The following is a 16,377-nucleotide window of genomic DNA, read 5'->3' as shown; positions in this document are numbered from 1 at the left end:
GTCACACCTCGTCCTTTTTATGCGGGTATCTGGCCAGAATATTGAGCGCCTGTAATGGAGCTTCATGCATTTCACGGATACAACGGGCATCGGTGATGTTTTCCCTGTAATGCGTGGTTTCCAGCATCATATGATGCATATGCAGCATCCGGGCCAGGGCTGCGCGGAGTTCTTCAATATGTTGTTCATGGGAATACTGGCGGGGCTGTATCCGGCAGAGAGGGATAACCTCCACATCATCCGGGTGCGCGCGAAGCCACGCGTCAGTGACTGCAATGTCTTCAGTGTAAAACCATGTGCCGGATGTCCCGTTGGCCAGAAAACGCATTTTCCAGGCTTCTGGGGTGGCGGTTGTGTTGTTATCTTTCATGGTGCCACCACTCATTCAACAGGCTTAATGCTGTCCAGGCGCAGTCTGCTCAGACTGTCGTGGCTGCCACAGCGGCGTCCTGTACTTTTGCTGTAGCACTCCTGCCCCCTGATACACCATGCCGTTGGCGTTTCGTAGAGGCTGACACGTCGGGTTTTATCTTTACTGGCTAGAAGCCCGGTGTGAGTTTTTGTCTTTTTCATCGGTGGGGTACAAACGCAGAAATTTTGTTGTCATCAGTTTTTGCCTGCAGAGGCCTGAAAAGACAGCGTTTTCAGGCCCTGTTCAGGTTAGTGAATATTCTTGCCTGGCCTTTCGGCAATATCAATCCCCTGAAGTTGCATGGATATCCCATGCCCATTGAGCATCTGGCTGTCCATGGAATGGATACCGCATGTCATCATCAGGTTGTAACAAAGCGTACTCAGCATGGCGAGTGCCTCTTCTGAGGATTTACAATGTGTGTTCATAAGGGCCAGAAACTGCTCAACAACATCCGGGTTAATGCTGGTACTGTGTATTTCATCCTTCATGATGTGTCCTTGTTTTTTATTATTTTGCATTTCAGAAAATAACACGATGCATGTAACCCAGAAAACCGATATGTGCACGCGTAGTCACTTTCTGGCAGATTCCGGTCTCTGAAACAAAATACGAGGTGGCATGAAGCGGATTGTGGCGGACAGGGAAAGTGATTTGATTCCGGGGAAGGCGCTGTGCAGCAGTCTTATCCGGCAGTTTAAAGGGGTGGACGGAGACCAATGAGGCACTGGAGCAGATTCAGTGCAGAGGTGACCTGCTTTATCAAACTTAATTGTGACAAAATGGCGATTGAGAAGGTGCAATTGACTTATCCGGATTCGGTCGTGGCGAGGTGGTGACCCTGCATTCTGCTAACCGGGTTATGAGCCAGGAGTCAGCGATAGACAAAGGGACTTATCTGACCGGGCCCCCGGAAAAATGGCGGGAGAGAATGATACCTTCCTGCTGACGAGACCGGACTTTGAGATGACGAGCGATAGTGCGGCAGTGATGTACAGCCTGATCGGTAGCTGCAAAACTTAACGGAATCGAGCCGGAAACGTGGCTACGCCACGTGATCAGTGTAATCAACACCTGGCCTGCCAACCGCATGAAAGAGTTGTTGCCCTGGAACGTCACTCTCTCTGTAAACTAATTTTTACCCCACGTCCTTCACGGTGCGCTTACACTCTGGACAAGTATGTAAATGATAAGTTAAAAATAATCCGTGCATTTCCTGTGACGATATTAGTTGTTGGTAACGAAATCTCATTAGCGGATCGGAAATGCACTTAACCTAATACGTTGCCACTGTTCCGCCAGGAGTTGCAGTGGCAACGTATTCTACCGTCAGTGATAGCGTTTTGTTATTATCAGAACTGATAGTTCAGCGACATCCAGTAATTTCGCTCAGGTATCACATATCCTGTTGTTGATGATCCCGTCTGGAAGTAATCACCGGCATACAGCGTACTCTTACCGGCACTGTACAGGCTCACGTCACTGTAATCCTTGTTGAGCAGGTTATTCACCGCAGCATTCAGCGTCAGGGCATCCGTCATCTTCCACGACAGACCTGCATCCACCACCGTCCAGGCTTTCAGGTATTCTCCTTTCTCATCATACACTTTCTTCTGTACAGCGCTCAGTGACGAATAATTCTGGGTGAAACGTGGTGTTTTCCCGCGATAACGGGCACCCAGCCATGATGCCACCTCTTCGGTGATCTGCCAGTTCAGTTTCGCATTCACCATGTGTTCAGGGGTATAACTCAGCGGCGCACCTTTGTTATCACCATCACGTTGTTCACTTCGGGTCCAGGTGTAATTCAGTGACAGCGTGACATCCTCTGACCACAGCGGCAATGTGCCGGCAAATTCCACACCATGCAACCGGGCCTTTCCGCTGTTTACATAGCTATTGGTGTTATCATTTATGGAATAAGAGACAATCTTGTTGGAGAAGTCAGTCATAAAACCTGTGACATTGGCATTCAGACCGGCGGGGTTATCGTAATACACCCCAGCCTCATAACTGACGCTCTCTTCCGGCTTCAGGTTGGGGTTACCAAGTAGATTTGTTTTTCCCTGCCCGGATACACCACTAATCCCTTTATGTAGCTGCCCCATTCTGGGTGCCTTATATCCCGTGGTCACACCGCCTTTCAGCGTCCAGGCATCTGCCACATCCCAGACCAGATATGCACGCGGACTGAAGTGTCCCCCGAATTGCTCATGATGTTCATAGCGGCTGCCCGCAGTCAGCGCAAGTGCATCCGTGAGATGCCACTCATCCTCAGCAAATACCGACCAGCTTTTCTGCCGGAAAGTTTCACCTGTGCTGGCAAGGACAACTCCGTCTTTCATGGACGAGCTCTGAAACTCGCCCCCCACCGTAACCAGATGAGATTCTCCCAGAGGGGTAAGCAGTAATGAATTCAGGATAAGGTTCGATTCCTTAAGCTCCCGCGGCTGACCGGCAAGCCCCCATTTGTCGCGCTTCAGTACACTGCGTACGAGCTCACGACCTTTATTTTCTGTCTCGTTCCAGTTCAGATACGATTTCCATGTTCCGAAGGTGAAAGTATGATCATAGCCAGCTGAAATTTTGTTTCGCTCATAGCGCAGGGTCCGGTCATATCCCCCCGTCAGACTCCCCAGTTGCCCATCCCGGTTATCATAACGCTGCCGGGTGGTATCCATATCAAACCAGAGCACATCCTGCTCCGACGCCTTCCAGTCAAGACGTGCACCAAGATTATAATTCTGTGACTCCGTGGGATAAGGAATACGCGTGGCTGCTGTATCGCTCAGTGATGTGACCGATGAGCCCTGACGCTGTTGTGTGCTACCGCGTACCTGCAGGCTGACAGAATCATCCACAAGGGGACCACTGCTCCAGAAATTAAACTGGCTGCTGTTACCCCATTTGTTGCTTTCCTGCAGATTCAGCCCTGCATTGACGGAAGAGAGCCATTTGTCTGCATTCTTTCTGGTAATGATATTCACCACACCGCCCATCGCATCAGAGCCATACAGTGTGGACATCGGCCCCCTGATAACCTCAATACGCTCAATGGCGGCCAGAGGGGGCATGAACCCGGTATTCATGGCAGAAAAACCGTTGGGAGTCACGTCACTGCTTCCGCCCTGACGAACACCATCAATCAGTATCAGCGTGTAACTGGCTGGCATTCCTCGGATGCTGATTTCCAGCCCACCGGTTTTACCCGTACCACTTTCAACATCCACACCCTCTACTGATCTCAGAGCCTCCGCCAGATCGTGGTACTGGCTGGACTGCAATTCCTCCTGGCTAATCACAGAAACACTGGCGGCTGCGTTAGTCAGCTTTTTCTCATAGCCGGATGCCGAGACAATCATCACATCCTCTGCAGCAGCTATGCTGCTGGCTGAAAATCCGAGACAGGGAATGACTACGGAAGCCAGAGTGGTTATTCGCATATTACTAATCTCCGATCATGTTAACCGGCAAGACAATACACAAATACAAACAATAATGAGAATAATTTATATTTACCTTTTACAAAAAATAAAGATTATTGACAAAACTAAATATAAATAACGACTGCCTCGGCATGCCAGTTAACAGCTATCCGTATGGCGTGTTCGGTTTTGCGAATAAAAAATGGTTACTGTAGAAGCGGATTTCCACCACATGTCAACCATGAATGGTCAGTGGTGCGAGACGACTGGGATGATTTGGTCGATGACTTCTTCCGGCGAATACTGATAGAAACATTGAAATATTGTAAGAGAAAGCGTTCAAAATTCTGTGGCACGTGAAAAATTCTACAGCGTCATCACCTTATTCAGTCGACCTTCAAAATAAACGTTTAACAGAGACAATCACCATTTGGATTGTCCGCTGAGGAGGCGAACGATTTCCTAGACAGCTTTATCATGTCAGCCCACATTGTTGGCGCTGACAATGGATTTGCCCCTATATTTCCAGACATCTGTTATCACTTAACCCATTACAGGCCCGCTGCCGCAGATATTCCCGTGGCGAGCGATAACCCAACGCACTATGCGGATGCCATTCGTTATAATGCTCGAACGCCTCTGCAAGGTTCTTTGCTGCCGTTAACCCGTCTGGTTTGGGTATGATACTTATGTAGTCACGCTTTATCGTTTTCACGAAGCTCTCTGCTATGCCGTTACTCTCCGGACTCCGCACCGCCGTGTTCTTCGGTTCAAGTCCCAACATCCGGGCGAACTGGCGTGTTTCATTAGCCCGGTAGCATGAACCATTATCCGTCAGCCACTCTACTGGAGACGCCGGAAGCTCGTTGCCGAAGCGGCGTTCCACCGCTCCCAGCATGACGTCCTGTACTGTTTCACTGTCGAAGCCGCCCGTAGTGACCGCCCAGTGCAGTGCCTCACGGTCACAGCAGTCCAGCGCGAACGTGACTCGCAGTTTTTCTCCGTTATCACAGCGGAACTCGAACCCGTCAGAGCACCATCGCTGATTGCTTTCTTTCACGGCCACTTTGCCAGTATGTGCCCGTTTCGATGGCGGTACAGCGGTTTTTCGCTCAAGCAACAGCGCATTCTGGCGCATGATCCGGTAAACACGTTTGGCATTGATCGCAGGCATACCATCAAGTTCGGCCTGTCTGCGAAGCAGCGCCCATACCCGACGATAACCATACGTGGGCAGCTCTCCGATAACATGGTATATACGGAGAAGCACATCCGTATCATCAGTGTGACGACTGCGGCGGCCATCCATCCAGTCATCGGTTCGTCTGAGAATGACGTGCAACTGCGCACGCGACACCCGGAGACAACGGCTGACTAAGCTTACTCCCCATCCCCGGGCAATAAGGGCACGTGCGCTATCCACTTTTTTGCACGCCCATATTCAACGGCTTCTTTAAGGAGTTCATTTTCCATCGTTTTTTACCGAGCAGGCGCTGGAGTTCTTTAATCTGCTTCATGGCAGCAGCAAGTTCAGAGGCAGGAACGACCTGTTCTCCTGCGGCCACAGCACTAAGACTTCCCTCCTGGTATTGCTTGCGCCAGAGAAATAACTGGCTGGCTGCCACACCATGTTGCCGGGCAACAAGGGAGACCGTCATTCCCGGTTCAAAGCTCTGCTGAACAATAGCGATCTTTTCCTGTGTGGTACGCCGTCTGCGTTTCTCCGGTCCTAAGACATCAATCATCTGTTCTCCAATGACTAGTCTAAAAACTAGTATTAAGACTATCACTTATTTAAGTGATACTGGTTGTCTGGAGATTCAGGGGGCCAGTCTAGTGATATTCTCACCACAACATAAAACAACAAGAAAACAAAGCGTACCTTCTCTCCTGAGTTTAATCTGGAATGCGCCCAACTTATCGTTGATAAAGGTTACTCATACCGGGAAGCTACTGAAGCTATGAATGTTGGTTTCTCTACTCTGGAGGCATGGGTATGTCAGCTCAGACGGGAACGTCAGGAGATCACGCCTTCTGCAGCACCATTCACATCAGAGCAGCAATGTATTCGTGAGCTGGAAAAGCAGGTGCGTGTAAGCGTCAACGGAGCACCGTATTGACGCTTATTTATTAGTGAGTACTACGTTCCATGGCAGGAGTTCGTCAACTCGGTTGGAAGGCCATTCCGGCAGTACGCTCAGGATATGGCGCAGATACGCTTCCGGATCGATACCATTCAACCGGCAGGTGCCGATCAGCCCGTACAACAGTGCACCACGCTCGCCGCCGTGATCGCTACCGAAGAACACGAATTTTTCTTTCCGAGACAGACTGCACGAAGCGCTCTTTCCGCTGTGTTATTGTCCGCCTCCGCCAGACCGTCATCACAGAAGTTGCACAACGCAACCCAGTGCTTCCTGATATACCGGAACGCATCTCTCAGACGGCATTTTTTCGATAACGTGTGTTCTTTCTCCTGCATCAGCTTATACAGGGAAGTCAGTAGCGGTTTACTCTGCATTTGCCTGACCGCCAGGCGTTCAGACACCGGCAACCCGCGTATTTCGTGCTCAATGGCGTACAGTTCGCCGATTAGTTTCAGTGCTTCTTCCGCCGTCGCGCTTTTAGTACTGATATATACATCGTGGATTTTGCGCCGCGCATGAGCCCAGCATCCTGCTTCCGTCAACGCGCCGCCTTCACGTTCGGCACTGAACAGCCGATCGTAACCTGCGAACGCATCTGCCTGCAGGATACCCCGGAAGGGACGAAGGTGTTGCTCCGGATGTTTACCCTGATGGTCCGGTGAGTAGGCGAACCAGACCGCCGGAGGTTCTGGCGAACCGGCATTCCGGTCATCCCGGACATACGTCCAGATATATCCTGTTTTCGCCTTCTTCCTGCCCGGTGCCAGTACTTTTACTGGTGTGTCATCAGTGTGAACCTTGCGGGTGTTCATCACATAACTGTACAGGGCATCATTCAGCGGAGTCATTAACTGGCAGCACGCATCAACCCAGTTGGAGAGTAAGGCACGGCTCAGTTCGACACCCTGGCGGGCAAAGATTTCACTCTGACGATACAGTGGCAGGTGTTCGCAGTATTTTCCCGTTAACACGCGGGCAAGTAACCCCGGGCCCGCGATACCACGCTCTATCGGACGGGATGGTGCCGGTGCTTCAACGATGCAGTCACATTTTGTACAGGCTTTTTTTACCCGTTCTGTGCGGATCACTTTCAGGGCGCTGCTCACCAGTTCCAGTTGTTCTGCGCTGACTTCCCCCAGATAATCCAGCTCACCGCCACACTCCGGGCAACAGCTTTCTTCAGGCTCCAGGCGGTATATTTCACGGGGGAGATATGCCGGTAACGGACGACGATGGCGTGACTGTCGCAACTGGCGGGGAACCAGCGGGTCATCCTCACGCCCACTGTAACGATCGCTTTCCTGCTCGCGTTGTTTCAGCAGGGCTTCAGCCTGTTCAACCTCACGACGCAGTTTTTCAGAACGGGTTCCGAACAGCATCCGGCGCAGTTTTTCTATCTGAGCCCGCAGATGCTCTATTTCCCGTTCATCTTCTTCGATCTTTTCTTCGGCACGTGCCAGTGCAGAGCGCAGGAAGGCCTCCGTCTCTTCAACCAGACTCAGTTGCTGGTCTTTCTGACGGAGGGCTTCAGCCTGCTCAGAGAGCAGCCTTTCCAGCTCAGCGATGCGAATGAGGTATTTCTGACTCATGGCCGTTTTTATAATGCGGTCAGGAGTTTTTTACAACATTGTCAGTGCGTTAAGGCGGGATGTTTTTGGCTGACGCCAGTCCAGCTTATCGAGGAGCATTGCCAGTTGCGAGCGGGTAATGGATATCTTACCGTCACGCACCGCAGGCCAGATAAACTGACCTTCCTCAAGGCGTTTGGTGAACAGGCACAGACCATCAGCATCAGCCCACAGGATTTTAATCGTGTCTCCCCGTCGGCCACGGAAGATAAACAGGTGACCGGAGAAGGGGTTATCATCCAGCACATGCTGTATCTGCTCCCCCAGACCGTTGAAGGATTTACGCATATCAGTAACGCCGGCAACGAGCCAGATACGGGTACCTGATGGGAGTGAAATCATCGTCCCCTCCCGGTCAGCTCACGGATCAACACCGTGAGCAGCTCTGGTGAAGGATTTTCCAGCATCATTTTACCGTAATGGAATTCCACATGGCAGGAAGCTGCACAAGCAACTGATAATGCCTCCGGAGCAGGAGCATCTGTAGCACAGCGCGGGGTGTCGATAAGTTCCACTGGAACCAGAGTCGGAGAGGCCGGAAAAGATTGTGATACTGTAGGGCCTACAATAGTTGGAGGCATTCTACGAGAAATACGTCCTTCTCTTTGCCAGAGGCGTAGCCATTTAAAAATCAGGTTGTTATCAACGCCATGTTCCCGGGCCAGTTGTGCAACATTGGCATTTGGTTTCGAAGCCAGTTCAACCATATGAAGTTTAAATTCATTAGAAAATATCCGGCGGGTTCCGGAGCGCCAGTCTGTAGGTTTATCCATCAATAGAACTCCGTCTAATTTAGAAGGAGCTCTAATTTAGTCTGCAAGGAGCAGGTGTTACAGACGGCATTGGCTTTACGCTTACCAGGTGTCCACTAGTTGATGAAAAGGTGGGCACCTACGTTACCAATACTGGCTTAATGGCTACATACGGCGGTCAGTTTACGCTTACGACAATCCTGATAATACGCTTATGAACATTACAACACGCTCATGCGGAACCTGGATGGGGGAAGGAACGGTGAAGCTGTTAGCGAATGACCGGCGTTTGTATAAACGCCGGTCATGATGAATGATATTTCAGAATATACCTCGGGCTAAAATACCGGGACAGAGATCAGGCGTGATTAATCTGCAGCATTTTTAATAACAGAAGTACTGAGCTTACTTTACCTTTGATGATGGAATAGTTATTTCCGTCGGTACTCATTTTTCCCTGAAATAATGTCACGGATGTTTCTTCCTGCTGATCCTGCAGGCGCAGTCGTAAGGTCATATTTTTAATGAGCTGAGATCCGGGAGGCAAGGGGTATTTGCTGTCAGATACTGGGCGACTGAGTCTGATGTGGCGCGTATACAGCCCGTTTTCGTACAGGGTGGCCTCTGTTATGGTGTCAGTGACCAGCATGTGGGAGACAATGCTGTATTCTTTTTTAAAGCACCCACCAGAAACGGTGATTGTAATGATAATGGTCTTCTCGATCGAGATGTAAATACCCGTTTCGTTATACTGTCCGTATCGGAACCATGAGAACTCAGTTGCATTCCAGCCATGATCCAGAATATGTGCATTTTTTTGCCTGATAGTTTCTTTTTTTATTCGCTCATGTTTAAGGCATAACAGGCAGATAAATAATGTCAGAAAAAGAAAGCTAATAATGAGAGCAAGAGCGATATAGTCTGTCACAGGGTAATACATATTCTCTCCGGTAGAAGAAGGGCCGCAAACGCGGCCCGGGCTGTTATCAGAAAGAGTAACGGAAGTTGGCGTTGATCGCGTTATCCACGTTGTATTTACCAAATGCCGATTTCTCAAACTCAAGACCGAAGCGAAGATTATCGCGAATTTCGGCGTTGAGACCAACATTCATGAGCATACGACCGTCTTTTTCACCTTTGATACGTTTCTCACCGGACGCATCACGCAGTACGGTTTCACCGTTGGCAAACAGGTCAAACTGGTAGCCAAGGCCGGCGCGGGCTGTGACTTTCCAGTCCTTACCGGAGAAGGATTTACCCACATCAACACCGGTACGCCCAATCAGCGGATTAAAGTCCTTATCCTTCATGGTGAGGTTCATTCCCTGGTCCTTCCAGGAGAACTGTTTCCCGGATACAGCACCGTAAACAAGTTCCGCCTGCGGCTCAATCCATGCAGAGTCAGTTACATGGTAACGGTAACCGACTTCCGCACCGGCATACCAGGAGTGGGAGCTGTAGTCTCTGGTGCCAAGGCCGGCGAAAGTTGCGGTATACTCGTTGTCATGGTGAACGTACTTACCGATGAGGTCGATATATGCTCCGGACTCAAACATGGCAGAGGCATAGAGACCGGCACCCACAGACTTCGTTTCACCACTGAAGGCATCACTGCCTGCATGGCTGTCGGTATAGGTCATGGTCACCCCGGTGAAGAGGTCAAGGCCATCGAGTTCATGTTTGTTATCCGCACCGACCTGAACGTGGGTGTAGTTGTCACTGAATCCACCGCCGGCAGACCCGGTTCCGCTAATGATTCGGGCCCATGCACCGGACTCACCGTTAATGTCACGCAGATCACCCATACGTTTGTTAAGGTTGTTGACCTCAGCAAGGAAGGCTTTATAGCCGCCTGACATCAGTAATGTTGCCTTTTTAGCCGCATCGGCGTTGGCCACAGATTTATAGCCGATCAGAGTCCATGTTGCTTTGTCTGTATCGTTCTTTTGCTCGATAACCGGTGTTACATCACTGAAGCCAATACTCCGAGTCGTAGCTTTAAAGACATCTACTGCAGTTCCTTTTGGTGCGCTGACCAGATCGATATTCAGTCCGTTGCTGTTTCCATTTTTCTCAATGAAGTCGACTAACAGAAGGTTGTTTTTACCAGACAACGATTTATTGACAACAAGCTGATCTGCTTGGGCCAGATTTGCACGCAGCACAAATGCACTGTCATCTATAGTAAGGTTGTTCACTGTAAGGGTTGTAAACTTCCCATTATCACCAGTAAAACGCACCATACTGTCTTTTGTTTCTAGACGATTAATTGATGACTGGCTATTTAGATGCCAGATCGCATTATTCATGCTAACTGTAGCTTTGGGGGCTGTTATTGCGCCTCGATAAGCGGTATCAAAGCCATACAAAAGAGTCTCTGCCCATGCCTGATAAGCAGACGATATAGTCGGTGTTTCAGTTTCAGGCTGTCCCAGAGTAATGGTTGCTGCATCATCAGCATAAATATTTCCGGTGACAGATGCCATATTTCTGGCAATGAAATTTGCATTTCCACCACTCAGCCTGAATCCATCAGCAGCGTAGTGGAGACCCGGCGTTACAGTTTTACTATTCTGTTCAGGGATTCCCATCATAGTCAGTTCACCGGAGATATCAATACCTTTTGTTGTGAACATGGAATTTTGTGCTATAACTTTTGCTCCTTTATCTATACTTATAGGAGTATTATCCAGAAAGGTTGCACCATTAAGTGTAACTACAGCTTGATCACCTATGGCTATTTGGCTGTTATGTGCAGTGATGCCACCTGTAAATTTAGTTTCTCCTATGGATAGATTAGTACTGATAGTTTGTTTGAAGTCAAAACCATTATTAGTAATATTTTTCCCTGCAAGATTATCAATGTAAACATTTTTATCGCCGATTGTGATAGCTGATTTATTTGCTGATATATTTCCTTCAACATTGGCATTGCGTGATATTGAAAAGTCAGCATTGTTCAGGTGTAATGTATCAAATTTAAACACCCCGGTTTTCCAGTCAGGCTGATCAAATGAGGTCTGCTGATTATTACTTTTGTAATCAGAATTGAATTTTTTATTATATGAACTCTCTGTTTCTTTCAAAACGGTGACCCAGTCCGTTCCACAAAGAAATACCAGGGAGCAATGATTCGCTGAGCTTCTGAATATTGCATGCTCTGTTGCATGGCCTTGCATGGTAAGACTGGCATTACTGACTTCAACATCATTTTTTGTGTTGACACTACCATCCAGAATTAATTTTGCATTAGTTTTCTTATCCTGAGAATTAATATTGTGCGTTAGTTTTATATTGCCATTTATGTTCCCATGATATATGTAGGAGTCTTCGTTATTGATTGCCAGAACGGCTTCTTTCGTTGTATCTGAGTTAGTTATTGTTGTTCCATCGTCAGTGGCGGCAATTCTAGTAAAAGTCTGATTGTGTCCATTTAAATCTAGCGTACCACCACGTTTAGTAAAAAATATCCCCGCATATTGATCATTGCCAAGGGAATTATCTTTATTTAGTATTACCTTACCATTTCCGCTTGCAAGGTATATATTGTTAAATGTTCCTTCTTCATTAAGAATAACATTTCCTTCACCTATCTTTATATTTGCCCCCTGTTTTTTTTGAACATTCAGAGTACCGGGGCCTATTTTGTGTAAAACATCATCACTGGAATACAATGCATTCCAGTTTACAATGCTTTCTTTTCCGATATCAATTCCTGCTCCTTTAAATGTAAATCCCTGACCGTTTATGTTATATTCATGGCCTTCGTCAAAGATAATACCACCGCTACCAAAATCCAAATTATCCTTAAACAGGACATCTCCCCCATTTGTGAACACAATATCTTTGTCTTTAGTTATTTTTTCTTGAGTACCAGTGGTATCTGCATTGTTTTGGTGTAATGTTATATCTGTGTTTTTAATGGTTACATTATTGCCATTCAGATTTATTTTATGACTATAGGTATCTTTTAACTCACTAACCAGTTTATCATTGTATTTTGTTATCCATGTCAGTTGGTCACCATTAACGCTGGCAATACCATGGGTTGTTCCGACTAATACCCATTTTTCTAGTTTGTTATCATATAAGTATGCTCCAGAGCCGCTGTCTCCGAATATTTCAAGATTACGAAATGTTTTATCATTTTTATAAATCATCATGCCGTATGAGTCCCATTGGGTGACCTCAAATAGACTAGCACTTAACAGATCATGGCTATATGCTGAATTTGTTGAGATTTTGGATTCACCATTAATAAATGATGTTCCTCCAGAGCCAGCACGAAAACCTATGATTTTTTTTGAACCGTCAGAAGTGACTATACCGTAGCGTTCTAATGCATCAGAATATGTTGTAGGGTTGGTCTCTGCCGGGGTGGCACCTACTGTTTCCACAACAAATTTATTTAACCTCTGAATCTCAAAATCATTGGAATTTCTTCTGTCAACAACCCTGTAAGAAGACTGAGCGTAAACCTGGGTTTCTGCGGCCTGAGGGTTCTTTTTGTTATGTGCAACAGTAACACTATAAGAACCTCCTATTGCGGTAGCTGCGCCACTCGCTGCTGCACCAGAAAAATCCGGAATTGAGAGATTATGGAAAGAGAATTTATCTCCGTTTTTTAAAGTGATTGTTACGTCTGTTGCTCCGGGCTGGAAAATACCTTTATTTTGTGCAAGATCAAGATAGTCTCTCGCCCATACATTTGATATATCAATATTTGCTGCATTTACTGTACCGGCAACAGCCAGAGACAACATTGTTGCTACAAGTTTTCGGTTTGTTTTACCAGAAACTCTTTTCGCTAATTCAGAAACAGCAATGAGTCCGCCAGTGGCAGCACTATATTTAAGGGAGTATATTTTATTCATATATTCTCTCAACTCATTTATTGAATGAACAAAGTATTAAGAATTAAAATTATTAGTAACGGTTGGTTACTAACAGCTTGCTAAAAGTAACAGTTCTATATTGTAAATATGTGACAATGTTCTCATTAATGATGAGAGATTATGTGAATCAATACTAATTGATCGTTAATTGATCGTTTTTTGTTTTTTTTTGCCCAATGTGGGGAGGGGTAATGTTTAATATTTCGATATGATCGAATATCTGTTCGCATGGAACATCGTTCAGTGATTCACGACGAATTAGCGATCGACCACGATGCGATTTTGCAGTGTGCCGAAGAAGTTCTCCATCGCTGCGTTATTCAGACCGTTTCCTTTGTGCGGCATATTTTGTGCTACTCCATGGGGCTTTAACTTTGCCTATAGCCTGCCATTCGATATTGCCAACCCTGATCCGTATGTAGCTACGGGGCATCCTCCGGGCCGGGCACTGACAATGCATCGTGCACCATCGTATTAACAATCTCCATTACCGGACTTTATGACAGGCGCAGGAGAAAATCTCCCGGTTAAACTGAACGGAGAACCAGCGACAGGTACCTCTTTTTACCCTGTAGCAAGTACTCTATAACATACTCCCCCATTTTTCGTTGGCCTTCATTGCAGCAAAGTTCCGACTCAGGATATTGGGCGCAGATCATCCTCTCAGGAATTTCAGGATCTGCCAGACGGTGCTGAGACGACGCTTACTTGTAAGGTTAGTTTTCAGACGGACAATGAAATGAGGATATGCGATAAATTTCAGTCAAAGATCCATAAAACAGACATAATGTTATTCAGTGGTGAACAGTCCATTCCGGAGACGGAATATCTTGTTAAGGCTGTATATTATACTGGCTGTAAACAACATGGCCACCAAGGACCATGTTGTTTACAGCATACCCTTGTTGCAAAAGCATCCACGTCAGAACAGCACTGAGTAGTTCAGACCAAAGGTTCGGCCCCGGCCTTTGTAGTCGTACAGTGAAGCAGGGCCGTAACCCGGGCTGTAGTACAGAGGTGCACGCTGTCCCCAGACAGTGGTATAGTCACGGTCGAAGAGGTTCTCAACGCTGAAGCTGAGTGTTCCCACCGGAAGCTGCCAACTACTGATAAAATCGACGGTAGTGTAACCATTAATATCGTTACCCTCTGCATCGCTTACGTCGAAAGAAGTGGTGCTCTGTACACGCAGACTCCACGGTTCCGGCGCCCAGTTAATGTAAGCTGTCGCTTTCGATGGACTTGATTCCTTCACGTCATATTTTTGCCATTGACCGTTCACTTTCGACTCGGTTTTCAGCACATTGAAGTTCACACCGGTACTCCAGTCAGTATCCGGGATCAGGTAGTCCACCGCACCTTCCACGCCGTAAATACGGCGCCTGTCGTCCTTCACACTGATGGTCAGATCTTTATTCCTTTCCACGCTCTTATTGGAAAGCGAGTAATATGCCGCGATTTGAGTCCGCAGGTTGTCACCGGTAAAGCGCCAGCCCAGTTCATAAGAATCGACTTTCACGCCTTCCAGCTTACTGTCGCTGACGTTCACGCTCTTTGTCAGGGGAAGATGGCCGTTCACTGCTGCACCATAGATGCCGCGACCATAATATTTCCCCGGATCCGGCAATGCCACCCCCTGGGAAAAATTGAACCATGCCTGCTGACGTTCGGTGATGTGCATCAGCAGACCAGCATTGAACAGAAAGTTATCGTAATCTACCGAACCACCAGGAATGGCGTCGGCAGATATCGCCTTCCCGGCAGCAATCTTCTGTTGCTGCGTGTAGTCGATGAAATCATCTACCCTGTTCTCAGTATACTGATAGCGTACGCCACCGCTAACGGTAAAAATATCATTAATGTCATAGCTGGATTGCAGGAAGGCCGCCAGATTGGTGATGTCATATGACGGATAGCGCCCGGTGGTGTAAATCTTATGGTTGTTCAGCCCTCCGGAAGCACTTGCCTGAGCCAGATCGAAGAACATCTGGTTGGAGGTAAAGCGCTCATGCTCAGCATCCAGCCCCCAGGTGATTTGCCAGCCGTCCATAAGTTGGCTGTTCAGAGTCAGTTTCATGCCGTACTGGTCGGTATCCTGCTGTGACGAGGAGAAAGCCGTCGCCTGTTTATTCGCATTTACCGTCGGGAACGGGTAGAACCGCAACGACTCATCGCGGTAGTAAACCTGACCGACCAGTTCCTGTCTCAGGAAATCACTGTCAGAGTACTGCAGGCTGATCAAATGCCGCTCAGTGCCGGGAATGCGGTCAGAATTCAGCCCCTTACTGACGTATGGTGTGCTGCTCCCGCTGATGGCGGAAAAGCCTTTCCCGAGATTAAGCCCGTAATTGTCGTCCCCCTGACTTTTATAGTACTGCGTTATCAGTTGAAGCTGCCGGGATTCATCGATGTTCAGCGTACCGGTTCCCATGATGTCCAGCCGATTGGAGTGCTGCAGGCCGGTCTGGGTGTTATCAAGCAGGGTGGCATCGCCGTTACCGTCAAACCAGCCGCCAAATTTCTGATATGCCACGGAAAGACGTCCGGAGATATGGTCATTTCCGCCGGAGACAGCACCGGCAATGCGCTCATCGTGATCTTTACTGCTGTTAAAGCCACTTTTTGTGCCAGCCTCAAACTCCATCATGGTTTCCGGCTGGCCTTTTTTGGTCACGATGTTGATCAACCCTCCGGTACTCCCGCCACCGTACAGGGCCGTCGCGCCGGAGATCACTTCAATATGGTCGATATTAAAAGGATCGACAGAGTCCAGTTGTCGGCTGTCGGAACGTGAAGAGTTGAGGCGCACACCGTCAATCAGGACAACCAGCGGGCGGCCACGCATGTTCATACCGTAGTTGGTTCGGCTCTGGCTGCTGACATCAAGGCCGGGGATTAACTGAGCCAGTGCGTCTTTCAGCTCTTTACCGCCCTGAATCTGCTGCTCCAGTTCGGCATTTTCGATAACCCAGGTGGTTTGCGCCATCTCCGCTACAGTTCGATTGCTGCGGCTGGCAGACACTATGATCTCATTATCATCGTTTTGCTGGGCGACAGCTGGTGACAGCACGACAAGAAGCAGCGGACCAAGAGCCCGGGGCATATACTTTTTGCGCAT

General features: G+C 48.0%; 10 protein-coding genes and 4 pseudogenes. 4 read left to right on the top strand and 10 right to left on the bottom strand.

What is annotated here, in order from left to right; translation table 11 throughout:
- Position 1: 1 nt before the first annotated feature.
- Both HBM92_RS04270 and HBM92_RS04265 read right to left on the bottom strand, forming a co-directional pair.
- Positions 2-370 (bottom strand): hypothetical protein, encoded by a 369-nt coding sequence (locus HBM92_RS04270; protein ID WP_001443103.1) that lies wholly within the window; start codon positions 368-370, stop codon positions 2-4.
- Between the two features lie 290 nt (positions 371-660).
- Complete coding sequence (locus HBM92_RS04265) at positions 661-903, bottom strand: hypothetical protein (protein WP_001363144.1); 243 nt, start codon at positions 901-903, stop codon at positions 661-663.
- Between the two features lie 493 nt (positions 904-1,396).
- Here HBM92_RS04265 and HBM92_RS25770 point away from each other — a divergent pair.
- Positions 1,397-1,547: pseudogene (locus HBM92_RS25770) on the top strand (transposase domain-containing protein); the annotation flags it as partial.
- A gap of 217 nt (positions 1,548-1,764) precedes the next feature.
- Here HBM92_RS25770 and iha read toward each other — a convergent pair.
- Complete coding sequence (gene iha / locus HBM92_RS04255) at positions 1,765-3,855, bottom strand: bifunctional siderophore receptor/adhesin Iha (RefSeq protein ID WP_001223352.1); 2,091 nt, start codon at positions 3,853-3,855, stop codon at positions 1,765-1,767.
- Here iha and HBM92_RS25645 point away from each other — a divergent pair.
- Complete coding sequence (locus tag HBM92_RS25645) at positions 3,794-3,976, top strand: hypothetical protein (RefSeq protein WP_000922606.1); 183 nt, start codon at positions 3,794-3,796, stop codon at positions 3,974-3,976. The two genes, iha and HBM92_RS25645, sit on opposite strands and share 62 nt — an antisense overlap.
- A 378-nt stretch (positions 3,977-4,354) precedes the next feature.
- Here the strand turns inward: HBM92_RS25645 and HBM92_RS04250 are convergent.
- Positions 4,355-5,582 (bottom strand): annotated as a pseudogene (locus tag HBM92_RS04250) (IS3 family transposase).
- A 91-nt stretch (positions 5,583-5,673) separates the two neighbouring features.
- On the opposite strand from HBM92_RS04250, the pseudogene HBM92_RS04245 reads away from it, so the two are divergent.
- A pseudogene (locus tag HBM92_RS04245) lies at positions 5,674-5,930 on the top strand (transposase); the annotation flags it as partial.
- 30 nt (positions 5,931-5,960) lie between these two features.
- Here HBM92_RS04245 and HBM92_RS04240 read toward each other — a convergent pair.
- From HBM92_RS04240 to sat, 5 genes and pseudogenes are all read right to left on the bottom strand, one after another.
- Positions 5,961-7,573 (bottom strand): annotated as a pseudogene (locus HBM92_RS04240) (IS66-like element ISEc43 family transposase).
- A gap of 30 nt (positions 7,574-7,603) precedes the next feature.
- Entirely contained in the window at positions 7,604-7,954 is a 351-nt protein-coding gene (tnpB, locus tag HBM92_RS04235) for an IS66 family insertion sequence element accessory protein TnpB (RefSeq protein ID WP_000624688.1), read from the bottom strand.
- The gene (locus tag HBM92_RS04230) at positions 7,951-8,385 is read right to left on the bottom strand and encodes a transposase (protein WP_001309734.1); all 435 of its coding nucleotides are present in this window, start codon (positions 8,383-8,385) and stop codon (positions 7,951-7,953) included. The genes tnpB and HBM92_RS04230 overlap by 4 nt, the downstream gene beginning before the upstream one ends.
- 337 nt (positions 8,386-8,722) lie before the next feature.
- Complete coding sequence (locus tag HBM92_RS04225) at positions 8,723-9,304, bottom strand: hypothetical protein (protein WP_000291745.1); 582 nt, start codon at positions 9,302-9,304, stop codon at positions 8,723-8,725.
- Between the two features lie 46 nt (positions 9,305-9,350).
- Positions 9,351-13,238 (bottom strand): serine protease autotransporter toxin Sat, encoded by a 3,888-nt coding sequence (sat, locus tag HBM92_RS04220; protein ID WP_001034089.1) that lies wholly within the window; start codon positions 13,236-13,238, stop codon positions 9,351-9,353.
- Between the two features lie 249 nt (positions 13,239-13,487).
- Here sat and HBM92_RS04215 point away from each other — a divergent pair, with 249 nt between their 5' ends.
- Positions 13,488-13,631, top strand: a complete 144-nt coding sequence (locus tag HBM92_RS04215) for a hypothetical protein (RefSeq protein ID WP_011076574.1) — start codon at positions 13,488-13,490, stop codon at positions 13,629-13,631.
- Between the two features lie 550 nt (positions 13,632-14,181).
- Here HBM92_RS04215 and iutA read toward each other — a convergent pair.
- Entirely contained in the window at positions 14,182-16,377 is a 2,196-nt protein-coding gene (gene iutA, locus HBM92_RS04210) for a ferric aerobactin receptor IutA (RefSeq protein ID WP_016265865.1), read from the bottom strand.

Source organism: Escherichia sp. E.sYA108 (genome assembly GCF_011754335.1).
In the GTDB taxonomy this organism is placed as follows: domain Bacteria; phylum Pseudomonadota; class Gammaproteobacteria; order Enterobacterales; family Enterobacteriaceae; genus Escherichia; species Escherichia coli.
Note: the sequence above shows the minus strand (reverse complement) of the source record. Positions and strands in the feature narration are given on the sequence as shown.

Excerpts from the sequence above, each read along its gene's own strand:
- iutA (WP_016265865.1), bottom strand. The coding sequence starts at position 16,377 with ATGCGCAAAAAGTATATGCCCCGGGCTCTTGGTCCGCTGCTTCTTGTC.
- HBM92_RS04230 (WP_001309734.1), bottom strand. The coding sequence starts at position 8,385 with ATGGATAAACCTACAGACTGGCGCTCCGGAACCCGCCGGATATTTTCT.
- HBM92_RS04225 (WP_000291745.1), bottom strand. The coding sequence starts at position 9,304 with ATGTATTACCCTGTGACAGACTATATCGCTCTTGCTCTCATTATTAGC.
- iha (WP_001223352.1), bottom strand. The coding sequence starts at position 3,855 with ATGCGAATAACCACTCTGGCTTCCGTAGTCATTCCCTGTCTCGGATTT.
- HBM92_RS04270 (WP_001443103.1), bottom strand. The coding sequence starts at position 370 with ATGAAAGATAACAACACAACCGCCACCCCAGAAGCCTGGAAAATGCGT.
- HBM92_RS25645 (WP_000922606.1), top strand. The coding sequence starts at position 3,794 with ATGCTGCTGGCTGAAAATCCGAGACAGGGAATGACTACGGAAGCCAGA.
- HBM92_RS04215 (WP_011076574.1), top strand. The coding sequence starts at position 13,488 with ATGGAACATCGTTCAGTGATTCACGACGAATTAGCGATCGACCACGAT.
- tnpB (WP_000624688.1), bottom strand. The coding sequence starts at position 7,954 with ATGATTTCACTCCCATCAGGTACCCGTATCTGGCTCGTTGCCGGCGTT.
- HBM92_RS04265 (WP_001363144.1), bottom strand. The coding sequence starts at position 903 with ATGAAGGATGAAATACACAGTACCAGCATTAACCCGGATGTTGTTGAG.
- sat (WP_001034089.1), bottom strand. The coding sequence starts at position 13,238 with ATGAATAAAATATACTCCCTTAAATATAGTGCTGCCACTGGCGGACTC.